This is a genomic window from Falsiroseomonas bella (assembly GCF_003173615.1).
GTDB lineage: Bacteria > Pseudomonadota > Alphaproteobacteria > Acetobacterales > Acetobacteraceae > Falsiroseomonas > Falsiroseomonas bella.
This window is the reverse complement of record NZ_QGNA01000002.1, coordinates 160,773-177,546: the sequence shown is the minus strand read 5'-3', so window position 1 is coordinate 177,546 and position 16,774 is coordinate 160,773. Positions and strand designations below refer to the sequence as shown.

Here is a 16,774-nt window from a genome sequence, read left to right as displayed (position 1 = left end):
GTGCCGTCAGCCGATGTCCGGAAGACGGTAGAAGCGCGCGGCGCTGCGCCAGAACAGGTCGGCCTTCTCCTCGGCGCTCGCGCCGGCGGCGATGCGCTTCATCGCGTTCCAGCCAACGCCATAGGCGTAGCCGCCCTTGTCCACGGGGAAGTTGCTTTCGAACATGCAGCGCGCCGTGCCGAAGGCCTCGATGCAGCGCTCCATCCAGGGACGCCAGGCTTCGGCAAGCTCCACCGAGGACGGCGCGCGCGGCCGCGTCTCGAAGCCGAAGCCGGGCAGCCGCATTCCGAGGCCACCGAGCTTCACCATCACGTTCGGGCAGGTGGCGAGCTCCGCGATGGCGGCCGACCAGGCAGCGAAGACCTCGTCGCGGCGGCCGGCATAGCGGCCGATGCCCAGGATGCCGCCGCAATGGTCGAGCACGATCGGCGTTCCGGGGAAGGCGCGCGCCAGGGCCGTCAGGCGCGGGATCTGATGGAAATACAGCCAGGCGTCGAAGCTGAGCCCGAGCGGCGCAAGATGCGCGAAGCCCGCGCGGAAGGCGGCGCTGTCCAGCATGTCCTCGGCAGGCGTGTAGGCGGGGTTCAGAAGTTCCGGCTCGGGATCCCAGGTGGCGATGTGGCGGATGCCGCGGAAGCGACCGCCACCCGCCGTGACATGCGCTTCCAGCACCGGGCGGATCGCGTCGCCATGGCGAAGGTCCGCGAAGCCGACGATACCGGCATTCACGCGCACCTTGCCGTAGCCGCCGCTCGCGCTCATCGCGGCGATGCCGTTGGCGAATTCCGTCTCGCCGACAGGCTGCATCACCTCCGGGCCGTCGGCGCGGTGCATGGCGCGCGCCTGGACATAGACCGTGGCCCGGATGTCGTGCCCGCTGTCGAGGTCGGCGAGGAACTCGTGCAGCAGGTAGCGCCAGCCCGGCCGGTCCCAGAGATGATGATGCGGGTCGATGATCACCTGGCCGGGATCGAGCGCCGGCTCCGGCGTCGTCGCCAGCCAGTCCGGCCGCACCGGCAGGTAGTGATGCTGTACCGGGTTGCTCATGCGCCGTACTCCGGATCCTCGAGCTCCGGCGCGATGCTGCCGGGGATGCCGAGCTCGAAGGCGTTCAGCGTCAGCGAGACCATGCAGTAGAAGCCGAGGATGGCGACCAGCTCCACCATGCCCTGCTCGCCCAGCACGGCGGTGCCGCGCGCATAGAGGTCGTCCGGCAGCCGGCCCTTCGGCAGCAGCGTGGTGGCAATGTCGTAGACCGCCTGCTCGCGCGCATCGCGCAGTGCCGGCACGCGGCGCGCGGCGATCGCGGCGATCACCTCCGGGTCCATCCCGGCCTTCAGACCCTCCCGCTTATGCGCGGTCCATTCGTGGTGCGAGGTCCAGTGCCGCGCGCAGACCAGGATCGCGAGTTCCGAAAGCCGCGGCTCCAGCGTGGTCTTGAAGCGCAGCAACTCGCCGAGGCGCTGGCCGCGATTCGCTAGTTCCACGTTGCGCAGCCAGGCGATCATCGGCGCGGGCACGCGCCCGCGGATGCCGGCGACGACCTCCGCCACGGCCGCCTTCTGCGCCTCCGTCATCGCCTCTTCGGGCAGCATCTCAAGCCTGGCCATCGCTATCCTCCTGCGGTGCCGAGCGCCGCAATCGGCGCGGGATCGCCGCCCAACGCGCGGGTCAGCGCCACCGCCTCCCGCAGCACCAGCGGCAGGCACGTCGCCTCGGCCGACGCGTCGAAGCGGTAGAGCGGCATGGTGATGCCGATGGAGCCGACCACCTGCCCGCGCGCATCCAGCACCGGCGCGGCGATGGCGGCCACTTCCTTCAGGCGCTCGCCGCGGCTGACGATCGGCAGGCGCGGCGGCGGCGCGGACTGCAGCGCGACCAGCGCGCGGCCATGAGCACCGACGCCGAGCGGCGCGACCTCGCCCACGCGCGCGACGGTGCGAACCGGCTGTGGGCTGTCGCGGCGGAACAGGCAGCGCCGCGCGTCGCCTTCGCGCACGAAGAAGGCGGCGCTCTCGCGGCTCTCGTCGCGCAGTCGCTCCAGCGCCGGCAGCACCTGGTCCTCCAGCCGCAAGCCGCGCCGGAACCGCTCGCCCAGCACCAGCAATTGCGGCCCGAGCGCATAGCCGCCCGCCGGCAGGCGCCGCACGAAGCCGTGATGCTCCAACGTGCCCAGCAGGCGCAGCGCGGTCGTCACATGCAGGCCGGCGCGGCGCGCGATGTCCGCCAGCGGCAACGTCGCCTCGCCATCCTCGAAGGCGAGCAGCAGCGCCAGCGCGCGATCCACGGCGCGCACATTGCCGTCCGGCTCGGCCGCGGCGGGCGCCGCCGCGGTCTGCGCGGACCGTGTCCGCACTCTCTCGGGCTTCCTCACCCGGGCCTTCTAGCCCACATCTCCGCCAGATGAAAGCCCATTGCACGTAGTGGAATTACGGCGCTAAGCAGAGGCTCGCCACGCGCAGCCCGGAGAACCCCATGTCCGCCCGCTTCACCGGCAAGATCGCCCTCGTCACCGGCGCGGGATGCGTCGGGCCGGGCTGGGGCAACGGGCGCGCCATCGCCGTGGCCCTGGCGCGGGAGGGCGCGACCGTGATCGGCGTGGACCGTAACGCGGAGTCGATGGCCGAGACGGCGGCGCGCATCGCCGAGGCGGGTGGCAGTTTCCGCCCGGCGGTTCTGGACGTGACCGACGGCGCCGCGATCGCGCGCCTGGTTGCCGACATCGCCGCGCGGCATGGCCGTATCGACGTGCTGGTCAACAATGTCGGCGGATCGGCCGCGGGCGGCCCCGTGGAGATGGCGGAAGAAGTCTGGGACCTGCAGATCGACACCAATCTGAAGAGCGTGTTCCTGATGCTGAAGCACGTGCTGCCGGTCATGGAACGGCAAGGCGGCGGCGCGGTCGTGAATCTTGCTTCCACGTCCGGCATCCGCTGGACCGGCGCGGCGCAGGTCGCCTATGCGGCCGCGAAGGCCGGCGTGATCCAGCTCTCGCGCGTCGTGGCCGTGCAATATGCGGCGAAGGGTATCCGCGTGAACACCGTGGTGCCCGGGCAGATGCACACGCCAATGGTGGAGGTGCGCCTCGCGGGCCAGCGTGCCGGCGGCGACGTGGAGGCGCTGGTGAAGCAGCGTCTGTCGCGCATCCCGCTCGGCTTCGCCGGCGACGGGCGCGACACCGCGAATGCCGTGCTGTTCCTGGCCTCGGACGAAGCGCGCTTCGTCACGGGCACGGAGCTGGTCGTGGACGGCGGCATGTCCGTGCGCTGCGGATGAGCAGCATGCCGGCGGGGGCGCGCTGTGCCCCCGCCGGATCGCGCATCAGTTCGCGCTGATGCCCGTCCGCTGCACGACATCGCCCCACACGCGCAGCTCTTCGGCGATGAAGGCCGTGTACTGGGCCGGCGTCATGTCGGACGGATCGGCCGTCAGCTCGCGATAGCGCTGCTGCACGGCGGGCAGCTTCAGGATCGCGCGGATTTCCGTGTTCAGCCGCTCCACGATGGGCGCCGGCATCCCCTTCGGGCCGGACACGCCGAACCAGGAATAGGAGGTCATGCCCGGCAATCCGCTTTCGATCAGCGTCGGCACCTGCGGCAGGTTGGCGTTGCGCTGCGGATCGGCCACCGCGATCGCCTTCACCGCGCCATCGCGGATATGTCCGATGCAGGAAGGCAGCCCGTCCACCATCAGGCCGACCGTGCCCGAGATCACGTCCAGCAGGGCGGGCCCCGCGCCGCGATAGGGGATCGGGTTCATCCTGATCCCCGTCGCCAGCCCGATGCGCATACCGAGCAGATGCGTCGTGGTGCCGTGGCCGGAGATGGCGAAGTCCAGCCCGTCCGGGCGCGACCTTCCGTATTCCAACAGCGCCGGCATCGTCTGCGCCGGATAGCGCGGATTGACGATGACGGCGGTGGAGGTGGTGGCCGCAAGCGCGATATGCGTGAAGTCCGCCATCGGATCATAGGGCGTGTTCTTGAACATGCTCGGCGAGATGCCGTGCGAGGCGCTGTTGGAGATCAGCAGCGTGTAGCCGTCCGCCGCCGCCTGCGCGACCTGGCCGGAGGCGAGCGTCGCGCCCGCGCCGGGCCGGTTCTCCGTCACCACGGGCTGGCCGAGTCGCTCCTGCATGTGCTGCGCCAGGATGCGCGCGACGATGTCCGTGGTGCCGCCCGGCGCGAAGGGCACGACCAGGCGGATCGGCCGCGCGGGCCAGGGCGCCTGCGCCACCGCCGGCAGCGGCAGCAGCGCGGTGGCGGCCAGCAGGCCGCGGCGTGCGATGGTGATGCTCATTCCTTGTCTCCTCCTCGTGAAGCCATGCCGTCCAGGAAGGCGGCGAAGATGGCGGCGGTCTCCGCGGCGGCGGCTGGCGTGGCTGCGCCCGGCGTCTCGGCCGTGGCTGCGCCCGGCAGCAGCACGGCGGCGCGTGCACCTTGGGGAAAGACGTTGTCGCCGCGCGCCGCGGCCAACAGCACGGGATGGCGCAGCCGCGGCAGCGCATCCTCCATGCGGAAGCGCAGCGCGGCGTGATAGGCACGGCGATAGGTGCGGCCATTGCGCAGCACTTCCATCAGCTTGGCGTGCACCGCTTCCGGCTTCGGCTCGGGCCCGTCGCGCCGATGCGCCTCGTCGCGGGCGAACCAGGGGAAGTAGCGGAAATAATCGCGGCACATCGCATGCGCGTCCTGCAGGTAACGGCCCTCGGCATCCGGCACGATCTCAGGCGCGACCTGCGCCAGCATGCGTGCGCGCGCGGCATCATCGTAGAAGCCCGCGCCGTCCAGGATCACGCACCGCACCCGCGCCGGATGGCGCAACGCGAGATCGGTTGCGATGCGCGCCCCGAGATGCGCGCCATGCACATCGCAGCGCACGATGCCGAGCGCGTCCAGCAACCCGATCAGCGCGTCGGCGAAGTCGGCGATCTCCGGCGCCTCGATGGGCAACGGATCACTCGCGCCGCAGCCCGGCAGGTCGGGCAGGATCACGCGCCGCGTCCGGGCAAGCGACAGGGCCAGCGCCGCCAGTGAAGCGCCATCCGCCGCCGCGCCATGCAGCATCACCAGCGGCGCCGCGCCGCCTTCGCCGGCTTCACGATAGAGAACCTGGCCGAATTCGAGGTCCGCGAAGCGGCGCAGCAGCCTCATCCCGCCGCGCCCACAGCGTGCCGCGCCGCCAGCCAGCCGAAGGTGAGCCCGCGCATGAGGGAAATGCCCGCCTGGTAGCCCGCGCCGGATTCCGTCGGCGCCGCGGCGTTGCCACAGGCGTAGAGGCCGGGGATCGGGCGGCCGCGCACATGCTGCACGCGCGCATCGGGATCGGTCAGCAGGCCCGCGGCGGAAATCCCGCCCAGTTTGATCCGCACCGCGCAGAAGGGCGGCTCCGCCAGCGTGCCCAGGTTCGGATGCTTCGCATGCGGATCGCCCGCAGTGGAACGCGCGAAGGCGGAGGAACCGCGGCCGTGCTCCGGATCCTCGCCGCGCTCGGCACCTGCGTTGAAGCGCGCGATGGTGTCGGCGAGCGCGGTGGCATCCAGGCCCAGCACGCCGGCGAGTTCCGGCAAGGTATCCGCGCGCATGACCCAGTCCGGCAGGTCCGCGCCGGGCGGGCGGCGGGCGAAGCTGTAGCGGCGGAGATACTGCGCATCGAACAGCATCCAGGCCGGCAGGTTGGGATGGCGATGCGCGCCGAGGTCGAAGCGCGTCAGCCCGGCGACGACATGCTGGAACTGGCTCTCGTCGCAGAAGCGCCGCGCCTGGTCGTTCACCACGATGCTGTGCGGATAGGAGAGGCCGCGCAGCCCTGCGCTGAAGAACACCCACTCGCCCGGCTCGGTCGGCGAGGGGATCGCGTAGCCCACCAGCATCGCCAGGTTGTTCGGAACGCGCCACACCGCGGCGCCGAGCTCGCTGCCCATCACCAGCCCGTCGCCCTCGACCGAGCGGGGGAAGATATTCATCCAGTCCGGCAGGCCTTCGAAGCGGTTCACCAGTTCCGGGCTGCCTTCATAGCCGCCGCTGGCCAGCACCACGCCGCGCGTCGCGCGGATGCGCCGCGGGCCTACCACGCCGGCGACGCGGCCATCCTCCAGGATAAGGCGCTCCGCGCGGAAGCCTGCGAGGATCGGCACATCCGCCGCCATCAGCCGTGCCAGGAACTGTCCCACGAGCGCTGGCCCGGCGGCCAACAAGCGCCTCTGCCGCCGCGCCTCCAGCTCGTGCTCCGGCCAGTTCTGCCGCGCGCCGAGGCCGCCCCAGGCGATCGCGTCGCCCCAGCTCACGCCCGCCTCGTTGTAGACGCCTTCCTCCAGCCGATCGCCCCAGGGGCCGAGCGCATCACGCGCGATCGGCATCGCCTCCACAAGCCGGCCATCGGCGACGGAGCCTTTGGCCTGCGGGTAATAGTGGTCCGGCAGGCCGCGCAGCAGGCGGAATGGCACGCCGGCATCGGCGAAGTCGCGCAATGCGATGCGTGATGACTGAAGATACGCTTCCGTCATCGGCGCCAGCGCGTAGCCGCCGGAGAGGAACTTCATATACGCGCGCGCCGCGTCCAGACTGTCGCTCAGCCCGGCCGCCGCCATCAGGTGGTTCTCCGGCACCCAGAGCCCGCCGAGCGAGGAGGCTGTGGCGCCACCCAGCCGCTCCGATTTCTCCACCACCACCACGCGCAGCCCGCGCGCCAATCCCGCCAGCGCGGCGCCGCAGCCCGCCGCGCCGGTTCCGACCACGACCAGATCCGTCTCGAGATCCGCCAAGGCCCCGCGCTCCGTCCGTTTCCTCTTGTCCGGACAATCTTGACGCAGCGCGGCGCGATGGCAAGGCTCGGCCCATGCAGGACACGTCGAAGTCGCCCTACCCCACCCTCTTCAGCCCGATCCGCATCGGCCCGAAGACGGCGCGCAACCGCACCTGGATGAGCGCGCATGCCACGCTGCTGGTGAAGGACCACGTCTTCACCGACGCCCATGTCGCCTACTACGCCGAGCGCGCGAAGCACGGCGTCGCAGTCATCACCATGGAATGCATGGCGGTGCACGAGACCTCCCTGCCCTATCGGGGAAAGGCGCTGTCCTTCGATCCGCGCATGGTGCCGCAATACCAGAAGATCGCCGCCGCCGTGCATGAGCATGGTGCTCTGCTGCTGGCGCAGCCCTGGCATCGCGGGCGGGAGACGAACTCCGTCGCTTCCGGAGCGCCGGTCTGGGCGCCCTCCGCCGTGCCCTGCGCCGTCTATCGCGAGATGCCGCATGCGATGACGGTGGAGGATATCGACGCGATCCGCGAAGGCTACCGGCTCACGGCGCGCCACGCGCGCAGCGGCGGGCTGGACGGCGTGGAGGTGCACTCCATGGCGCATGGCTACCTGCTCAACCAGTTCCTTTCGCCCGCCACGAACCACCGCAACGACGCCTTCGGCGGCAGCCTGGAGAACCGCCTGCGCCTTGTGATGGAGATCATCCAGGCGACGCGCGAGGAATGCGGGCCGGACATGATCGTCGGCGTGCGGATCAATTCCGATGACGGTCACAAAGGCGGGCTGCGGCCGGCAGATTGGGCGGAGATCGCCGGCCGCATGACGGCCTCCGGCCTGATCGACTACGTCTCCTGCAGCCACGGCACCTACCTCAACCGGATGCTGATCTACCCCACCTCGCCGGAGAGCCACGGCTACCAGATGGATGCGACGCGGCAGGTGCGGCAGGCGGCGAACGGCATTCCCGTGGTCGGCGTCGGCCGCATCGTGACACCGGCGGAGGCGGAGAAGCACCTTGCCGCCGGCGATTGCGACTTCGTCGCCATGGCGCGCGCGCTGATCGCCGATCCCGAATGGGTGGCGAAGGCCGCGCGGGACGAGGGCGCCGAGATCCGCCCCTGTGTCGGCGCCAATTGGTGCATGACCTCGATCTTCGCGCAGGCGCCTATCGCCTGCATCCACAACCCCGCCGCGGGGAACGAGAAGGAACTCGGCACCTTCACGCTGAAACGCGCGGAGCGCGCGAAGAAGGTCGCCGTCGTGGGCGGCGGGCCCGGCGGCATGCGCGCCGCCCTCACCGCCGCGCAACGTGGCCACGCCGTGACGCTGTTCGAGCGTGGGCATGAGCTCGGCGGCCAGATCCGCCTCTGGTCCCGCGCGCCCTCGCGACGCGAGCTGCTCGGCATCGCGGACTGGCTGGAGGGCCAGGTGACCAAAGCGGGCGTGGACATCCGCCTGCAGACCATCGCCGATGCCGAGATGCTGCTGGCCGATGGCTATGAGGCGATCGTCGTCGCCACCGGATCGCAGGGCCTGCGCCATGGCTGGACGCCGCTGCGGCCGCAGAACTGGAACGGCGCGCCTCTGCCGGGCACGGACCAGCCCAACGTGCTCTCCTACATGGACGCGCTGCGCGAACCCCGTGCGCCCGGCCGCCGCGCGCTGGTCTATGACGGCCTCGGCGGGCGGCAGGGCGTTGTCACGGCGGAATACCTCGCGTCGCAAGGCGCGGAAGTGGAGTTCGTCACCTGGCTCGGCCAGGCAGCGCCCGACCTCGCCGGCAGCCGCGACTGGGGCAAGACCTACGGCATGCTGCGCCGCATGGGCCTGCGCTTCGCCACCGACCTGGAACTGACGCGCATCGCCGGCGACGCCGCCCACTTCCGCGACATCTACACCGGCGATGAGATCGTGAAGGACGGCTTCGACAGCATCGTGCTGGTGCTGGGCGCGGAGGCGCAGGACGCGCTGTTCCACACGCTCGCACCGAAGCGCGCCGAGGGGCTGACCGTGAAGCTCATCGGCGATGCGCTCGCGCCGCGGCGCGCGGATGCGGCGATCCGCGAAGGAGAGATCGCCGCGCGGGCCATTTGAGAGAAGCGAGGGCGCTGCCCTCGCGCTCCCGCCGGGGAGCCTCAGGCTCCCCGGGCCCCTCCGATCAGACGATGAAGGGCTTCGCAGCCACGTCGTAGTCCGGGTAGCCCAACGTCGAACGCAGTTCGGGCGGGGGAAGCGCGCTCGAAGCCTCGGCCTCGCCGGCCAGCAGCGCGGAAAGGCCGGCCTTCATGCCGGCGATCGCGGGCGAGAGCATGCCCGTGGGATAGGTGCCGATCTTCCAGCCCAGTGCCTCGGCCTTCTTGCGGTCCGGCGTCGCGCGCGGGGCGCCCGGCGACAGCACGCAGAAGCTGGGCCGGCCCGCGGCCGCCGCCACGCCGCGGCGGATCTCCTCGTCGTCATGCGGCGAGTCGAGGAACAGGATGTCCGCGCCTTCCTCGACATACATCTCGATGCGCGCCACCGCCTCGTCGATGCCCTGCGTCGGTCGGCAATCCGTGCGCGCCAGCACCAGGATGCCCGACTCCTTCGCCGCCTGCACCGCCGCTCGGATCTTCATCCGCGCCTCCTCCCGCGGCAGGCAAGGCTTGCCCGCGGAAGTCAGCGCACGCGGCGTGATCTTGTCCTCGATCAGCACCGCCGCGGCGCCGGCGCGGCCATAGGCGCGCACCGTCCGCTGCACGTTCATCGCATTGCCGTAGCCATGGTCGCCATCGGCCAGGATCAGCGTCTCCGGCGCGGCGTTCCGCACCATGGTGAAGCTGTCGAACATCTCGCCGAAGGACACCAGGTCGAGATCGGGGCCACCGAGGCGGCTCGCCGCGACGCAGGAACCGGAGAGGAAGGCCGTCTTGTAGCCCGCCTGCGCCGCGAGCTTCGCGCTGATGCCGTCCCACACGGCGGGCATCACGACGAAACCAGGCTCGGCAAGCAGCGCACGCAGGCGTTCGGGGGGCGTCATCGGCATCTCGTCCTCAGCGGGAAGCAGGCGAGAAGCCTAGCCGCGCTTGCCGCCCGCACCAAGTCAGCGTCCGGCGCGTCCCTCCGCCAGCAGCTTGCGGCGCAGCCCCGGCGGTGCGGCCAGCACGCGGTTCGCAAGCGCCACGCTGCGCTCCACGGGCCACACGACCTCATGCGCCTCCCGCGCCGGCCCATGCTTCACCGCGAAGGCGGCCGCGGCGGGCATCGTCGCGCGCAGCGCCTCCGTCGCGGCATCGTCCACCGCACGGTCGCGGATCACCACGCCGTAGATCGCCCGCGCCTCCTCCTCGGTCAGCAGCGCGTCCAGCACGTCCCGCAGCACCAGCGCGGGATCGCGCGCCGCCGGTGGCCCGAAGCCGCCGCCGGAGGACGACACCATGCGCAGCACGTCGCCCTGCTGCAGCGTCAGCAGCTTGATGCGCCCGATGTTCCGCGCCTCCCCGGCGGGGTTCAGCGTGGTGACGGTGTTGGTCCCGGACCCGCCGCCGAACACGCCCCAGGGCTGGAAGCGGAAGCGGTCAAGGCCGCGCACGGTGATGCTCACTTCCGGCGCCCGGCATTCCAGCTCGATCGCCACCGAGGCGCCGCCGCGGAATCGCCCATGGCCGAAGCGGCCCGGCACCAGTTCGTGCCGGCGTACCACCAGCGGCGTCTCGGTCTCCACATGCTCGATCGGCGTGCTCTTGAGGAAGCCGAGCATGGTGTCCGTCGCGTCCACGCCGTCGCAGCGGTCGCGCCCGCCGGAGCCGCCGCAGAAGGGCTCGACCACGGCGACGCGCCCGCGCCCGGTGTCGGTATCGGTCCAGCCGCAGGCGATGATGCCGGCCTGGCCGGCGCCGCAGGCGGCGATGCCGCCGGGAATCGCCTGGTTGAGGCAGCCAATCAGCGTGTCATAGGTGCGCATGACGGCGACGAAGCGGTTGCCCATCGCGGCGGGGAATTCCGCATTCATCACGCTGCCTGGCTGCGCATAGCCTCGGATCGGGCGCATCATCCCGCCATTCATCGGGATGCCCGGCTCCATGGTCTGGATGTAGTTGGTCAGCGCCATCGCCAGGAAGGGATGCGTGCGGCTGCCCGTGGTGAAGTTGAAGGCGGCATGCACCTGCGGCGAGGAGCCGGAGTAGTCCACCTCCGCCTCGTCGCCCTTGATCGTCAGCTTGCAGTGGATGTGCACCGCCGCGCCGGAATCGTCGCCTTCGATGTAATCCGTAAAGGTGTAGGTGCCGTCCCGCAGCGCCGCGATCACGCGCCGCGCACGCATCTCGGTATAGGCCATCACGTCGTCCACCCCCTGGTGGAAGGCGGCCTTGCCGATGCGGGCGCAGAGCGCGTTGATGCGGCGGTCGAGCAGGCGCATCGCCGCCATCATCGCCTCCAGGTCGCCCCAGACGGCGTCGCCGATGCGCGAATTGTCCTTCAGGATGTTGACCACGTCCTGGTTCAGCGCGCCGCCGCGCACCAGCTTGGTCGGCCGCAGCCGCAGCCCTTCCTGGAAGCACTCATGGAGGTCGGGCGAGATCGAGCCCGGCACCGCGCCACCGATGTCGGAGGCATGCACGAAGGACCAGGCCCAGCAGGTCAGCTCGCCATCCACGAAGATCGGGCGCGCGAGATGGATGTCCATCATGTGCGTCACCACGCCGCCGGTGCTGAAGGGATCGTTGGAGATCAGCACGTCGTCCGGCCGCAGCTCCTCCAGGGGGAAGTGGCCGGTTAGGCCGGTGATGGACTGCCCGCTGCCCGATGTGACCCCATGCATCATCGGGAAGGCGAAGAACTCGCCGGACAGCCGGGCCAGCGCCACCTGGAAGTCCTGCGTCTGCTTGACGAAGGTGGTGTGCGCCGTGCGGTAGGCGACCGTCGCCGCTTCCTCCGCGATGGCGGTGAAGCGGTTCTTCATGATCTCGGTCTGGACGGGATCCATCGTTCAGCTCCTCGCCAGTTCGAGATCGCCGCGCAGCCCGAGCTGCGCCGTGTAGCCCGGCGGCACCAGGATGGTCGCGAGATCCTGCTGCACCACCGCGGGCCCGGCCGCAGACCAGCCGCGCGGCAGGCTGCCCCAGTCATACACTGGCACCGCCTTCACCCAGTTGCGCGCGAAGCGCAATCGGCGTCGTTCCAGCGGTTCCGGCGCAGTGCTGTCGGCCTGCGGCATCGGCGCGCCGGAAGGCTTGGCCTGGCGGCCGACCGTGCGCACGCGCAGCGTATCGGTGGCGACGGGCGCTTCCCGGTTCGCATGGCCGAACAGCCGCTCATGCTCGCGGTGGAACGCCTCCGCGACCTCGGCCTCGCCGCCATGGCGCAGCGCCGCCGTCACGTCGACCTGGATGGTGAAGGACTGCGCCGCGTAGCGCATCTCGGCCAGCCGCGCCTGTTCCACCGCCAGCACCTGTCCCGGATGCGCCTGCCGATCCAGCCAGGCGCGGCCCTCCTCCTCCAACGCGGCATAGGCCGCCTGCTGGCCGGCGGCGTCGAGCGCCACGCCCTGCACCGTGCGCACCGCGTCATGCACCAGGTCGGAAACGAGCCCACCGAACGCGCAGAACACGGAGGGCACGCGCGGCACGACCATGCGCCGGATGCCGACCTCGTCCGCCAGGATCGGGCCATGCACGCCGCCCGCGCCGCCGAAGATCATCAGCGTGAGGTCGCTGGCATTCACGCCCATCCGCGCCAGGAAGGGCGTGATCTTCGCCAGCATGTTGGAGGTCGCGACCTCGATCGCGCTTTCCGCCAGCGTCACCGCGTCCATGCCGAGCGCCTGGGCCAGTGGCGCGAAGGCCGCCTCCGCCAGGTCCCGCCGCAGCCGCAGCCGGCCGCCGAGCAGCCCCGCCGGCGAGAGATACCCGGCCAGTAGATAGGCGTCCGTCAGCGTCGGCGCCTCGCCGCCCATGCCGTAGCAGGCCGGCCCCGGCTTCGATCCCGCGCTGCGTGGCCCGACCTTCAGGATGCCGCCATCCAGCCACACGATGGAGCCGCCGCCCGCGCCCATCGCCTCCGCGCCGGTCACCGGCATCAGCAGCGGAAAGTCGCCGACTTCCGCCTGGCCCGTGATGAGCGGCCGCCCCTGGTCGATCAGCGACACGTCGGTGGAGGTGCCGCCCATGTCGAGCGTCAGGATCGGATCGAGCCCCAGATAGCCGCCCAGCGTCTGCGCGGCGGTGACGCCCGCCGCCGGGCCGGAGAGCAGCGTGTGGATCGGCAGGCGCCGCGCCTCCTCGGCCGACATCACGCCGCCATTCGACTTGGTGATGTAGAGCCGCGCACGCGGGAAGCGTTCGCGCAGGAAGCCGTCGATGCGGCCGATATAGTCCGCCATCAGCGGCTTCACATAGACGTTCAGCAGCGTCAGCACGGCGCGCTCGTATTCGGATTGCTGCGGCCAGACCTCGTGCGAGGCCATCACCTCGAGGCCGGGGAACTGTGCGCGGATCAGCGCCAGCGCCTCGCGCTCATGGGCGGAGTTGCGGTGGGCATGCAGGAAGCAGACGGCGATCGCGGTCGCGCCGCGCTCCAGCGCCGTGCGCGTCGCGGCCAGCAGCGCCGCCTCGTCCAGCGGCTGGTCGACGCTGCCGTCTGCCAGCATGCGCTCGCGCACGGGAAAGACGCGCTCGCGCGGCACCAGCGGCACGACGCGCCGGTTGAACAGGTCCACCGGCTTGTCGAGCCTGAGCCGCGCGATGCCCAGGATGTCCCGGAAGCCCTCCGTCGTGATCAGCGCCACCGGCGGCTGCGACCGCTCGATCACCGCATTGGTGCTGACCGTCGTGCCATGCACCACCAGGATCGGGTCATCCGCTCCAACCCCGGCCTCGGCCGCGATCTCGGCGATGCCGCGCGTCACTGCCTCCGACAGGTCGGGGCGGGAGGTCGGCGCCTTGCGGCTGCCGATCAGCACATAGCCATCGCCCTCGTTCCGCCAGATGGCGAAGTCGGTGAAGGTGCCGCCGATGTCCACGCCGATCCTGAGCATGCCCGCCCCGCCTCTGCCGGCCGGCAGCGAAAGGGCGACGCCCGTCGCTGTCAATATCGCAAGGCCGCTGGCAAGCCGCTGCGGCGCCGATTAGCCTTCTCGCCCGATCCCCTGACGAAAGGCCCAGCATGACCGACGGACTCGTCCCACCGCCCGCGCCGCCGCTGACCCAGGCCGACATCGACCAGCGGATCTTCGACCTCTATGACGAATACTGCCACGGCCGGATGGATCGCCGCGCCTTCCTCCAGGCCGCCGGCGCCATCGCAGGCGGACTCGCGATGGCCGAGGCGCTGATCCCGAACTACGCGCGCGCCCAGACCATCTCCTTCACCGATCCGCGCATGCGGGCGCGCTATGTCGAGTATCCCTCTCTGGGCGGCAATTCCGGCGCGATGCGGGGCTACCTGGTGCAGCCGAGCGGCAACGGCCCCTTCCCCGCCGTCCTCGTCATCCACGAGAACCGCGGCCTGAACCCCTACATCGAGGACGTGGCGCGGCGGCTGGCGGTGGAAGGCTTTCTCGCCCTGGCACCCGACGGGCTGGCGCCCCTCGGCGGCTATCCCGGCAACGACGACGACGGACGCGAGATGCAGACGCGGCTGGACCAGGCGAAGCTGCGCACGGACATGCTGAACGGCGCGCGCTTCCTGAAGGCGCATGCGCTGTCCTCGGGCAAGCTCGGCGTCACCGGCTTCTGCTGGGGCGGCGGCACCACGAACTGGTTGGCGACGGAACTCGGCGCGGAGATGCAGGCCGGCGTGCCCTTCTATGGCGCCGCGGCGCCGGCCGCCGCCGTGCCGGCGATCCGCGCCGCGCTGCAGATCCACTATGCCGAGAACGACCCGCGCATCAACGCGATGTGGCCCACCTTCGAAGCCGCGCTGAAGGCGAACAATGTCCGGCACGAGATGCACATCTATCCCGGCACGCAGCACGGTTTCCACAACAACTCCACGCCCCGCTACGAGGAGGCTGCGGCGAAGCTGGCCTGGGACCGCACGCTGGCCTTCTTCCGCCAGCACCTCGCGTGAAGCGACGCTGCTAGCCGAGCAGGCGCGCGAGCGCGGGCGAAAGGCCGACGGTCTCCACCGGCGTATGCGGCACCAGCCCGGCCGGCTTGCCGCCGAGGGCTGTGATCGCCTCCCGCACGCCCGCCTCCACGGAGCAGATCACCGGCACGGGTACACGGTCGGCCAGCCGTCCCGCCATGCCGGCGAGCCCTGCGCCGCCAAGGATCACGGCGCCGGCGCCATCCTGCTCGGCGCTGGCCCTGCAGGCCGCGGCGAGCATCGCCAGCGCACCCTCCGGGTCGCGCGCGATCTCCCCGCCAGAGGGCGCGACCGTGCGCACCCCGGCCAGCTGCGCCGCATGGCCGCGCGCGGCGAAGAACTCCTGCAGCATCGGGCCCCAGGCTACGCCGCCCGTCACCACGCCGAAGCGCGGCGCGAGGCGAAGCGCCGCCGCCGCCGAGGCATCCGCAAGCCCCAGCACCGGCACCGGCGCCACTTCGCGCAGCGCATCCAGGCCGGGATCCCCGAAGCAGCCGATCAGCACTGCATCCGCGCCCGCGCCGTGCTCGGCATAGGAATCGAGCACCGCGTGCGCCGCAACGGCGGAGGCGGCACGGGAGGCGATGTAGCGCGCGCCGAATCGGGCCGTGGCGCCCTCAAATGTCACGCCGGACGGCGCCAGACGCTGCGCGATGGCGACCAGCCTGGTGGTGATGGCCTCGGTGGTGTTGCCGTTGATCAGCAGGATCCGCATGCGCCCTGCATCGCGCCGCGCGCGTCCCGGCGCAAGCCGCAGCCCGGGTCAAGACCGTGACGGCGGGCGCGAAGCGGCGCAAACTGCGGCCAAGGCAAGGAGAATCCCCATGAAGACGCGCGCGGCGGTGGCCTGGGCGGCTGGCAAGCCCCTGGAGGTCACGGAGGTGGAGATCGCCGGCCCGAAGGCGGGCGAGGTGCTGGTGGAGGTGATGGCGACCGGCCTCTGCCACACCGATCTCTACACCCTGTCCGGCGCCGACCCCGAGGGCCTGTTCCCCGCCATCCTCGGCCATGAGGGCGCGGGCATCGTGCGCGAGGTCGGCACCGGCGTGACCAGTGTGAAGCCGGGCGACCATGTCATCCCGCTCTACACGCCCGAATGCCGGCAGTGCAAAACCTGCCTGTCCCGTCGCTCGAACCTGTGCACCGCGATCCGCGCGACGCAGGGCAAGGGCGTGATGCCGGACGGCACCAGCCGCTTCTCCTGCGACGGAGCGCAGGTCATGCACTACATGGGCTGCTCGACCTTCGCGAACTTCACCGTCCTGCCCGAGATCGCGGTGGCGAAAGTCCGCGAGGACGCTCCGTTCGAAAAAATCTGCTACATCGGCTGCGGCGTGACCACCGGCATCGGCGCGGTGATCAACACCGCGAAGGTCTGGCCCGGTGCGAATGTCGCGGTGTTCGGGCTCGGCGGCATCGGCCTCAACGTGATCCAGGGCGCGCGCATGGTCGGCGCCGACAAGATCATCGGCGTGGACATCAACCCCGCGCGGGAGGAGATGGCCCGGAAGTTCGGCATGACGCATTTCGTCAATCCGAAGGAGATCGGCGACGACAAGGTCGTGCAGGCCATCGTGGACCTGACCGGCGGCGGCGCCGATTTCAGCTTCGAATGCGTCGGCAACGTAAAGCTCATGCGCCAGGCGCTGGAATGCTGCCACCGCGGCTGGGGCGAGAGCATCATCATCGGCGTCGCCGGCGCCGGGCAGGAGATTGCGACGCGCCCCTTCCAGCTCGTCACCGGCCGCGTCTGGAAGGGCACCGCCTTCGGAGGGGCGCGCGGACGCACCGACGTGCCGAAGATCGTGGACTGGTACATGGAGGGCAAGATCGACATCGACAGCCTGATCACCCATGTGATGCCGCTGTCGGAGATCAACCACGGCTTCGAGCTGATGGAACGTGGCGAGAGCATCCGCTCCGTGGTCGTTTATTGAGCAAGGGAAACCCC

14 protein-coding genes are annotated in these 16,774 nt (G+C 70.9%); 4 read left to right on the top strand and 10 right to left on the bottom strand.

Annotation, left to right across the window (positions count from 1 at the left end; translation table 11 throughout):
• Positions 1-6: 6 nt before the first annotated feature.
• The 3 genes from DFH01_RS09215 to DFH01_RS09205 are packed head-to-tail and all read right to left on the bottom strand — an operon-like array spanning position 7 to position 2,356.
• Positions 7-1,047, bottom strand: coding sequence for an amidohydrolase family protein (locus tag DFH01_RS09215; protein ID WP_109870157.1), 1,041 nt, complete (start codon positions 1,045-1,047; stop codon positions 7-9).
• Entirely contained in the window at positions 1,044-1,610 is a 567-nt protein-coding gene (locus DFH01_RS09210) for a carboxymuconolactone decarboxylase family protein (RefSeq protein ID WP_109870156.1), read from the bottom strand. The genes DFH01_RS09215 and DFH01_RS09210 overlap by 4 nt, the downstream gene beginning before the upstream one ends.
• A gap of 2 nt (positions 1,611-1,612) precedes the next feature.
• Entirely contained in the window at positions 1,613-2,356 is a 744-nt protein-coding gene (locus DFH01_RS09205; RefSeq protein WP_158287680.1) for an IclR family transcriptional regulator, read from the bottom strand.
• Positions 2,357-2,475: 119 nt separating this feature from the next.
• On the opposite strand from DFH01_RS09205, the gene DFH01_RS09200 reads away from it, so the two are divergent.
• Positions 2,476-3,276, top strand: a complete 801-nt coding sequence (locus DFH01_RS09200; RefSeq protein ID WP_109870154.1) for an SDR family NAD(P)-dependent oxidoreductase — start codon at positions 2,476-2,478, stop codon at positions 3,274-3,276.
• A 45-nt stretch (positions 3,277-3,321) separates the two neighbouring features.
• On the opposite strand, the gene DFH01_RS09195 is transcribed toward DFH01_RS09200, so the two are convergent.
• From DFH01_RS09195 to DFH01_RS09185, 3 genes are read right to left on the bottom strand one after another with little or no spacing between them, the layout of a single operon-like run.
• Positions 3,322-4,296 (bottom strand): Bug family tripartite tricarboxylate transporter substrate binding protein, encoded by a 975-nt coding sequence (locus DFH01_RS09195; protein ID WP_109870153.1) that lies wholly within the window; start codon positions 4,294-4,296, stop codon positions 3,322-3,324.
• Positions 4,293-5,150 carry an alpha/beta fold hydrolase gene (locus tag DFH01_RS09190; protein WP_109870152.1) on the bottom strand — a complete coding sequence of 286 codons (858 nt, stop codon included), beginning with the start codon at positions 5,148-5,150 and terminating at the stop codon, positions 4,293-4,295. The genes DFH01_RS09195 and DFH01_RS09190 overlap by 4 nt, the downstream gene beginning before the upstream one ends.
• Positions 5,147-6,760, bottom strand: a complete 1,614-nt coding sequence (locus DFH01_RS09185; protein ID WP_158287679.1) for an FAD-dependent oxidoreductase — start codon at positions 6,758-6,760, stop codon at positions 5,147-5,149. Before DFH01_RS09185 ends, DFH01_RS09190 begins: the two co-directional genes overlap by 4 nt.
• Positions 6,761-6,834: 74 nt before the next feature.
• Between DFH01_RS09185 and DFH01_RS09180 the strand changes: the two genes are divergently transcribed.
• On the top strand, positions 6,835-8,853 hold the full coding sequence (locus DFH01_RS09180) for an oxidoreductase (RefSeq protein ID WP_109870150.1): 2,019 nt from the start codon (positions 6,835-6,837) through the stop codon (positions 8,851-8,853).
• Between the two features lie 64 nt (positions 8,854-8,917).
• On the opposite strand, the gene DFH01_RS09175 is transcribed toward DFH01_RS09180, so the two are convergent.
• The 3 genes from DFH01_RS09175 to DFH01_RS09165 all read right to left on the bottom strand — a co-directional run bounded on the left by DFH01_RS09175 (position 8,918) and on the right by DFH01_RS09165 (position 13,771).
• Positions 8,918-9,775, bottom strand: coding sequence for an isocitrate lyase/PEP mutase family protein (locus DFH01_RS09175; protein WP_109870792.1), 858 nt, complete (start codon positions 9,773-9,775; stop codon positions 8,918-8,920).
• Positions 9,776-9,838: 63 nt separating this feature from the next.
• Positions 9,839-11,722, bottom strand: coding sequence for a hydantoinase B/oxoprolinase family protein (locus DFH01_RS09170; protein WP_109870149.1), 1,884 nt, complete (start codon positions 11,720-11,722; stop codon positions 9,839-9,841).
• Between the two features lie 3 nt (positions 11,723-11,725).
• On the bottom strand, positions 11,726-13,771 hold the full coding sequence (locus tag DFH01_RS09165) for a hydantoinase/oxoprolinase family protein (RefSeq protein WP_109870148.1): 2,046 nt from the start codon (positions 13,769-13,771) through the stop codon (positions 11,726-11,728).
• 128 nt (positions 13,772-13,899) lie between these two features.
• Here DFH01_RS09165 and DFH01_RS09160 point away from each other — a divergent pair, with 128 nt between their 5' ends.
• Positions 13,900-14,805 (top strand): dienelactone hydrolase family protein, encoded by a 906-nt coding sequence (locus DFH01_RS09160; protein ID WP_109870147.1) that lies wholly within the window; start codon positions 13,900-13,902, stop codon positions 14,803-14,805.
• A 10-nt stretch (positions 14,806-14,815) separates the two neighbouring features.
• Here DFH01_RS09160 and DFH01_RS09155 read toward each other — a convergent pair whose 3' ends face one another.
• Positions 14,816-15,538 carry an aspartate/glutamate racemase family protein gene (locus DFH01_RS09155; RefSeq protein ID WP_109870146.1) on the bottom strand — a complete coding sequence of 241 codons (723 nt, stop codon included), beginning with the start codon at positions 15,536-15,538 and terminating at the stop codon, positions 14,816-14,818.
• Between the two features lie 109 nt (positions 15,539-15,647).
• Between DFH01_RS09155 and DFH01_RS09150 the strand changes: the two genes are divergently transcribed.
• The gene (locus DFH01_RS09150; protein ID WP_109870145.1) at positions 15,648-16,760 is read left to right on the top strand and encodes an S-(hydroxymethyl)glutathione dehydrogenase/class III alcohol dehydrogenase; all 1,113 of its coding nucleotides are present in this window, start codon (positions 15,648-15,650) and stop codon (positions 16,758-16,760) included.
• Positions 16,761-16,774 lie beyond the last annotated feature (14 nt).

Bases quoted from the DNA above. Each gene is read 5' to 3' on its own strand.
- DFH01_RS09170 (WP_109870149.1), bottom strand. From the start codon at position 11,722: ATGGATCCCGTCCAGACCGAGATCATGAAGAACCGCTTCACCGCCATC.
- DFH01_RS09180 (WP_109870150.1), top strand. From the start codon at position 6,835: ATGCAGGACACGTCGAAGTCGCCCTACCCCACCCTCTTCAGCCCGATC.
- DFH01_RS09155 (WP_109870146.1), bottom strand. From the start codon at position 15,538: ATGCGGATCCTGCTGATCAACGGCAACACCACCGAGGCCATCACCACC.
- DFH01_RS09195 (WP_109870153.1), bottom strand. From the start codon at position 4,296: ATGAGCATCACCATCGCACGCCGCGGCCTGCTGGCCGCCACCGCGCTG.
- DFH01_RS09150 (WP_109870145.1), top strand. From the start codon at position 15,648: ATGAAGACGCGCGCGGCGGTGGCCTGGGCGGCTGGCAAGCCCCTGGAG.
- DFH01_RS09215 (WP_109870157.1), bottom strand. From the start codon at position 1,047: ATGAGCAACCCGGTACAGCATCACTACCTGCCGGTGCGGCCGGACTGG.
- DFH01_RS09190 (WP_109870152.1), bottom strand. From the start codon at position 5,150: ATGAGGCTGCTGCGCCGCTTCGCGGACCTCGAATTCGGCCAGGTTCTC.
- DFH01_RS09175 (WP_109870792.1), bottom strand. From the start codon at position 9,775: ATGACGCCCCCCGAACGCCTGCGTGCGCTGCTTGCCGAGCCTGGTTTC.
- DFH01_RS09160 (WP_109870147.1), top strand. From the start codon at position 13,900: ATGACCGACGGACTCGTCCCACCGCCCGCGCCGCCGCTGACCCAGGCC.
- DFH01_RS09165 (WP_109870148.1), bottom strand. From the start codon at position 13,771: ATGCTCAGGATCGGCGTGGACATCGGCGGCACCTTCACCGACTTCGCC.
- DFH01_RS09200 (WP_109870154.1), top strand. From the start codon at position 2,476: ATGTCCGCCCGCTTCACCGGCAAGATCGCCCTCGTCACCGGCGCGGGA.
- DFH01_RS09210 (WP_109870156.1), bottom strand. From the start codon at position 1,610: ATGGCCAGGCTTGAGATGCTGCCCGAAGAGGCGATGACGGAGGCGCAG.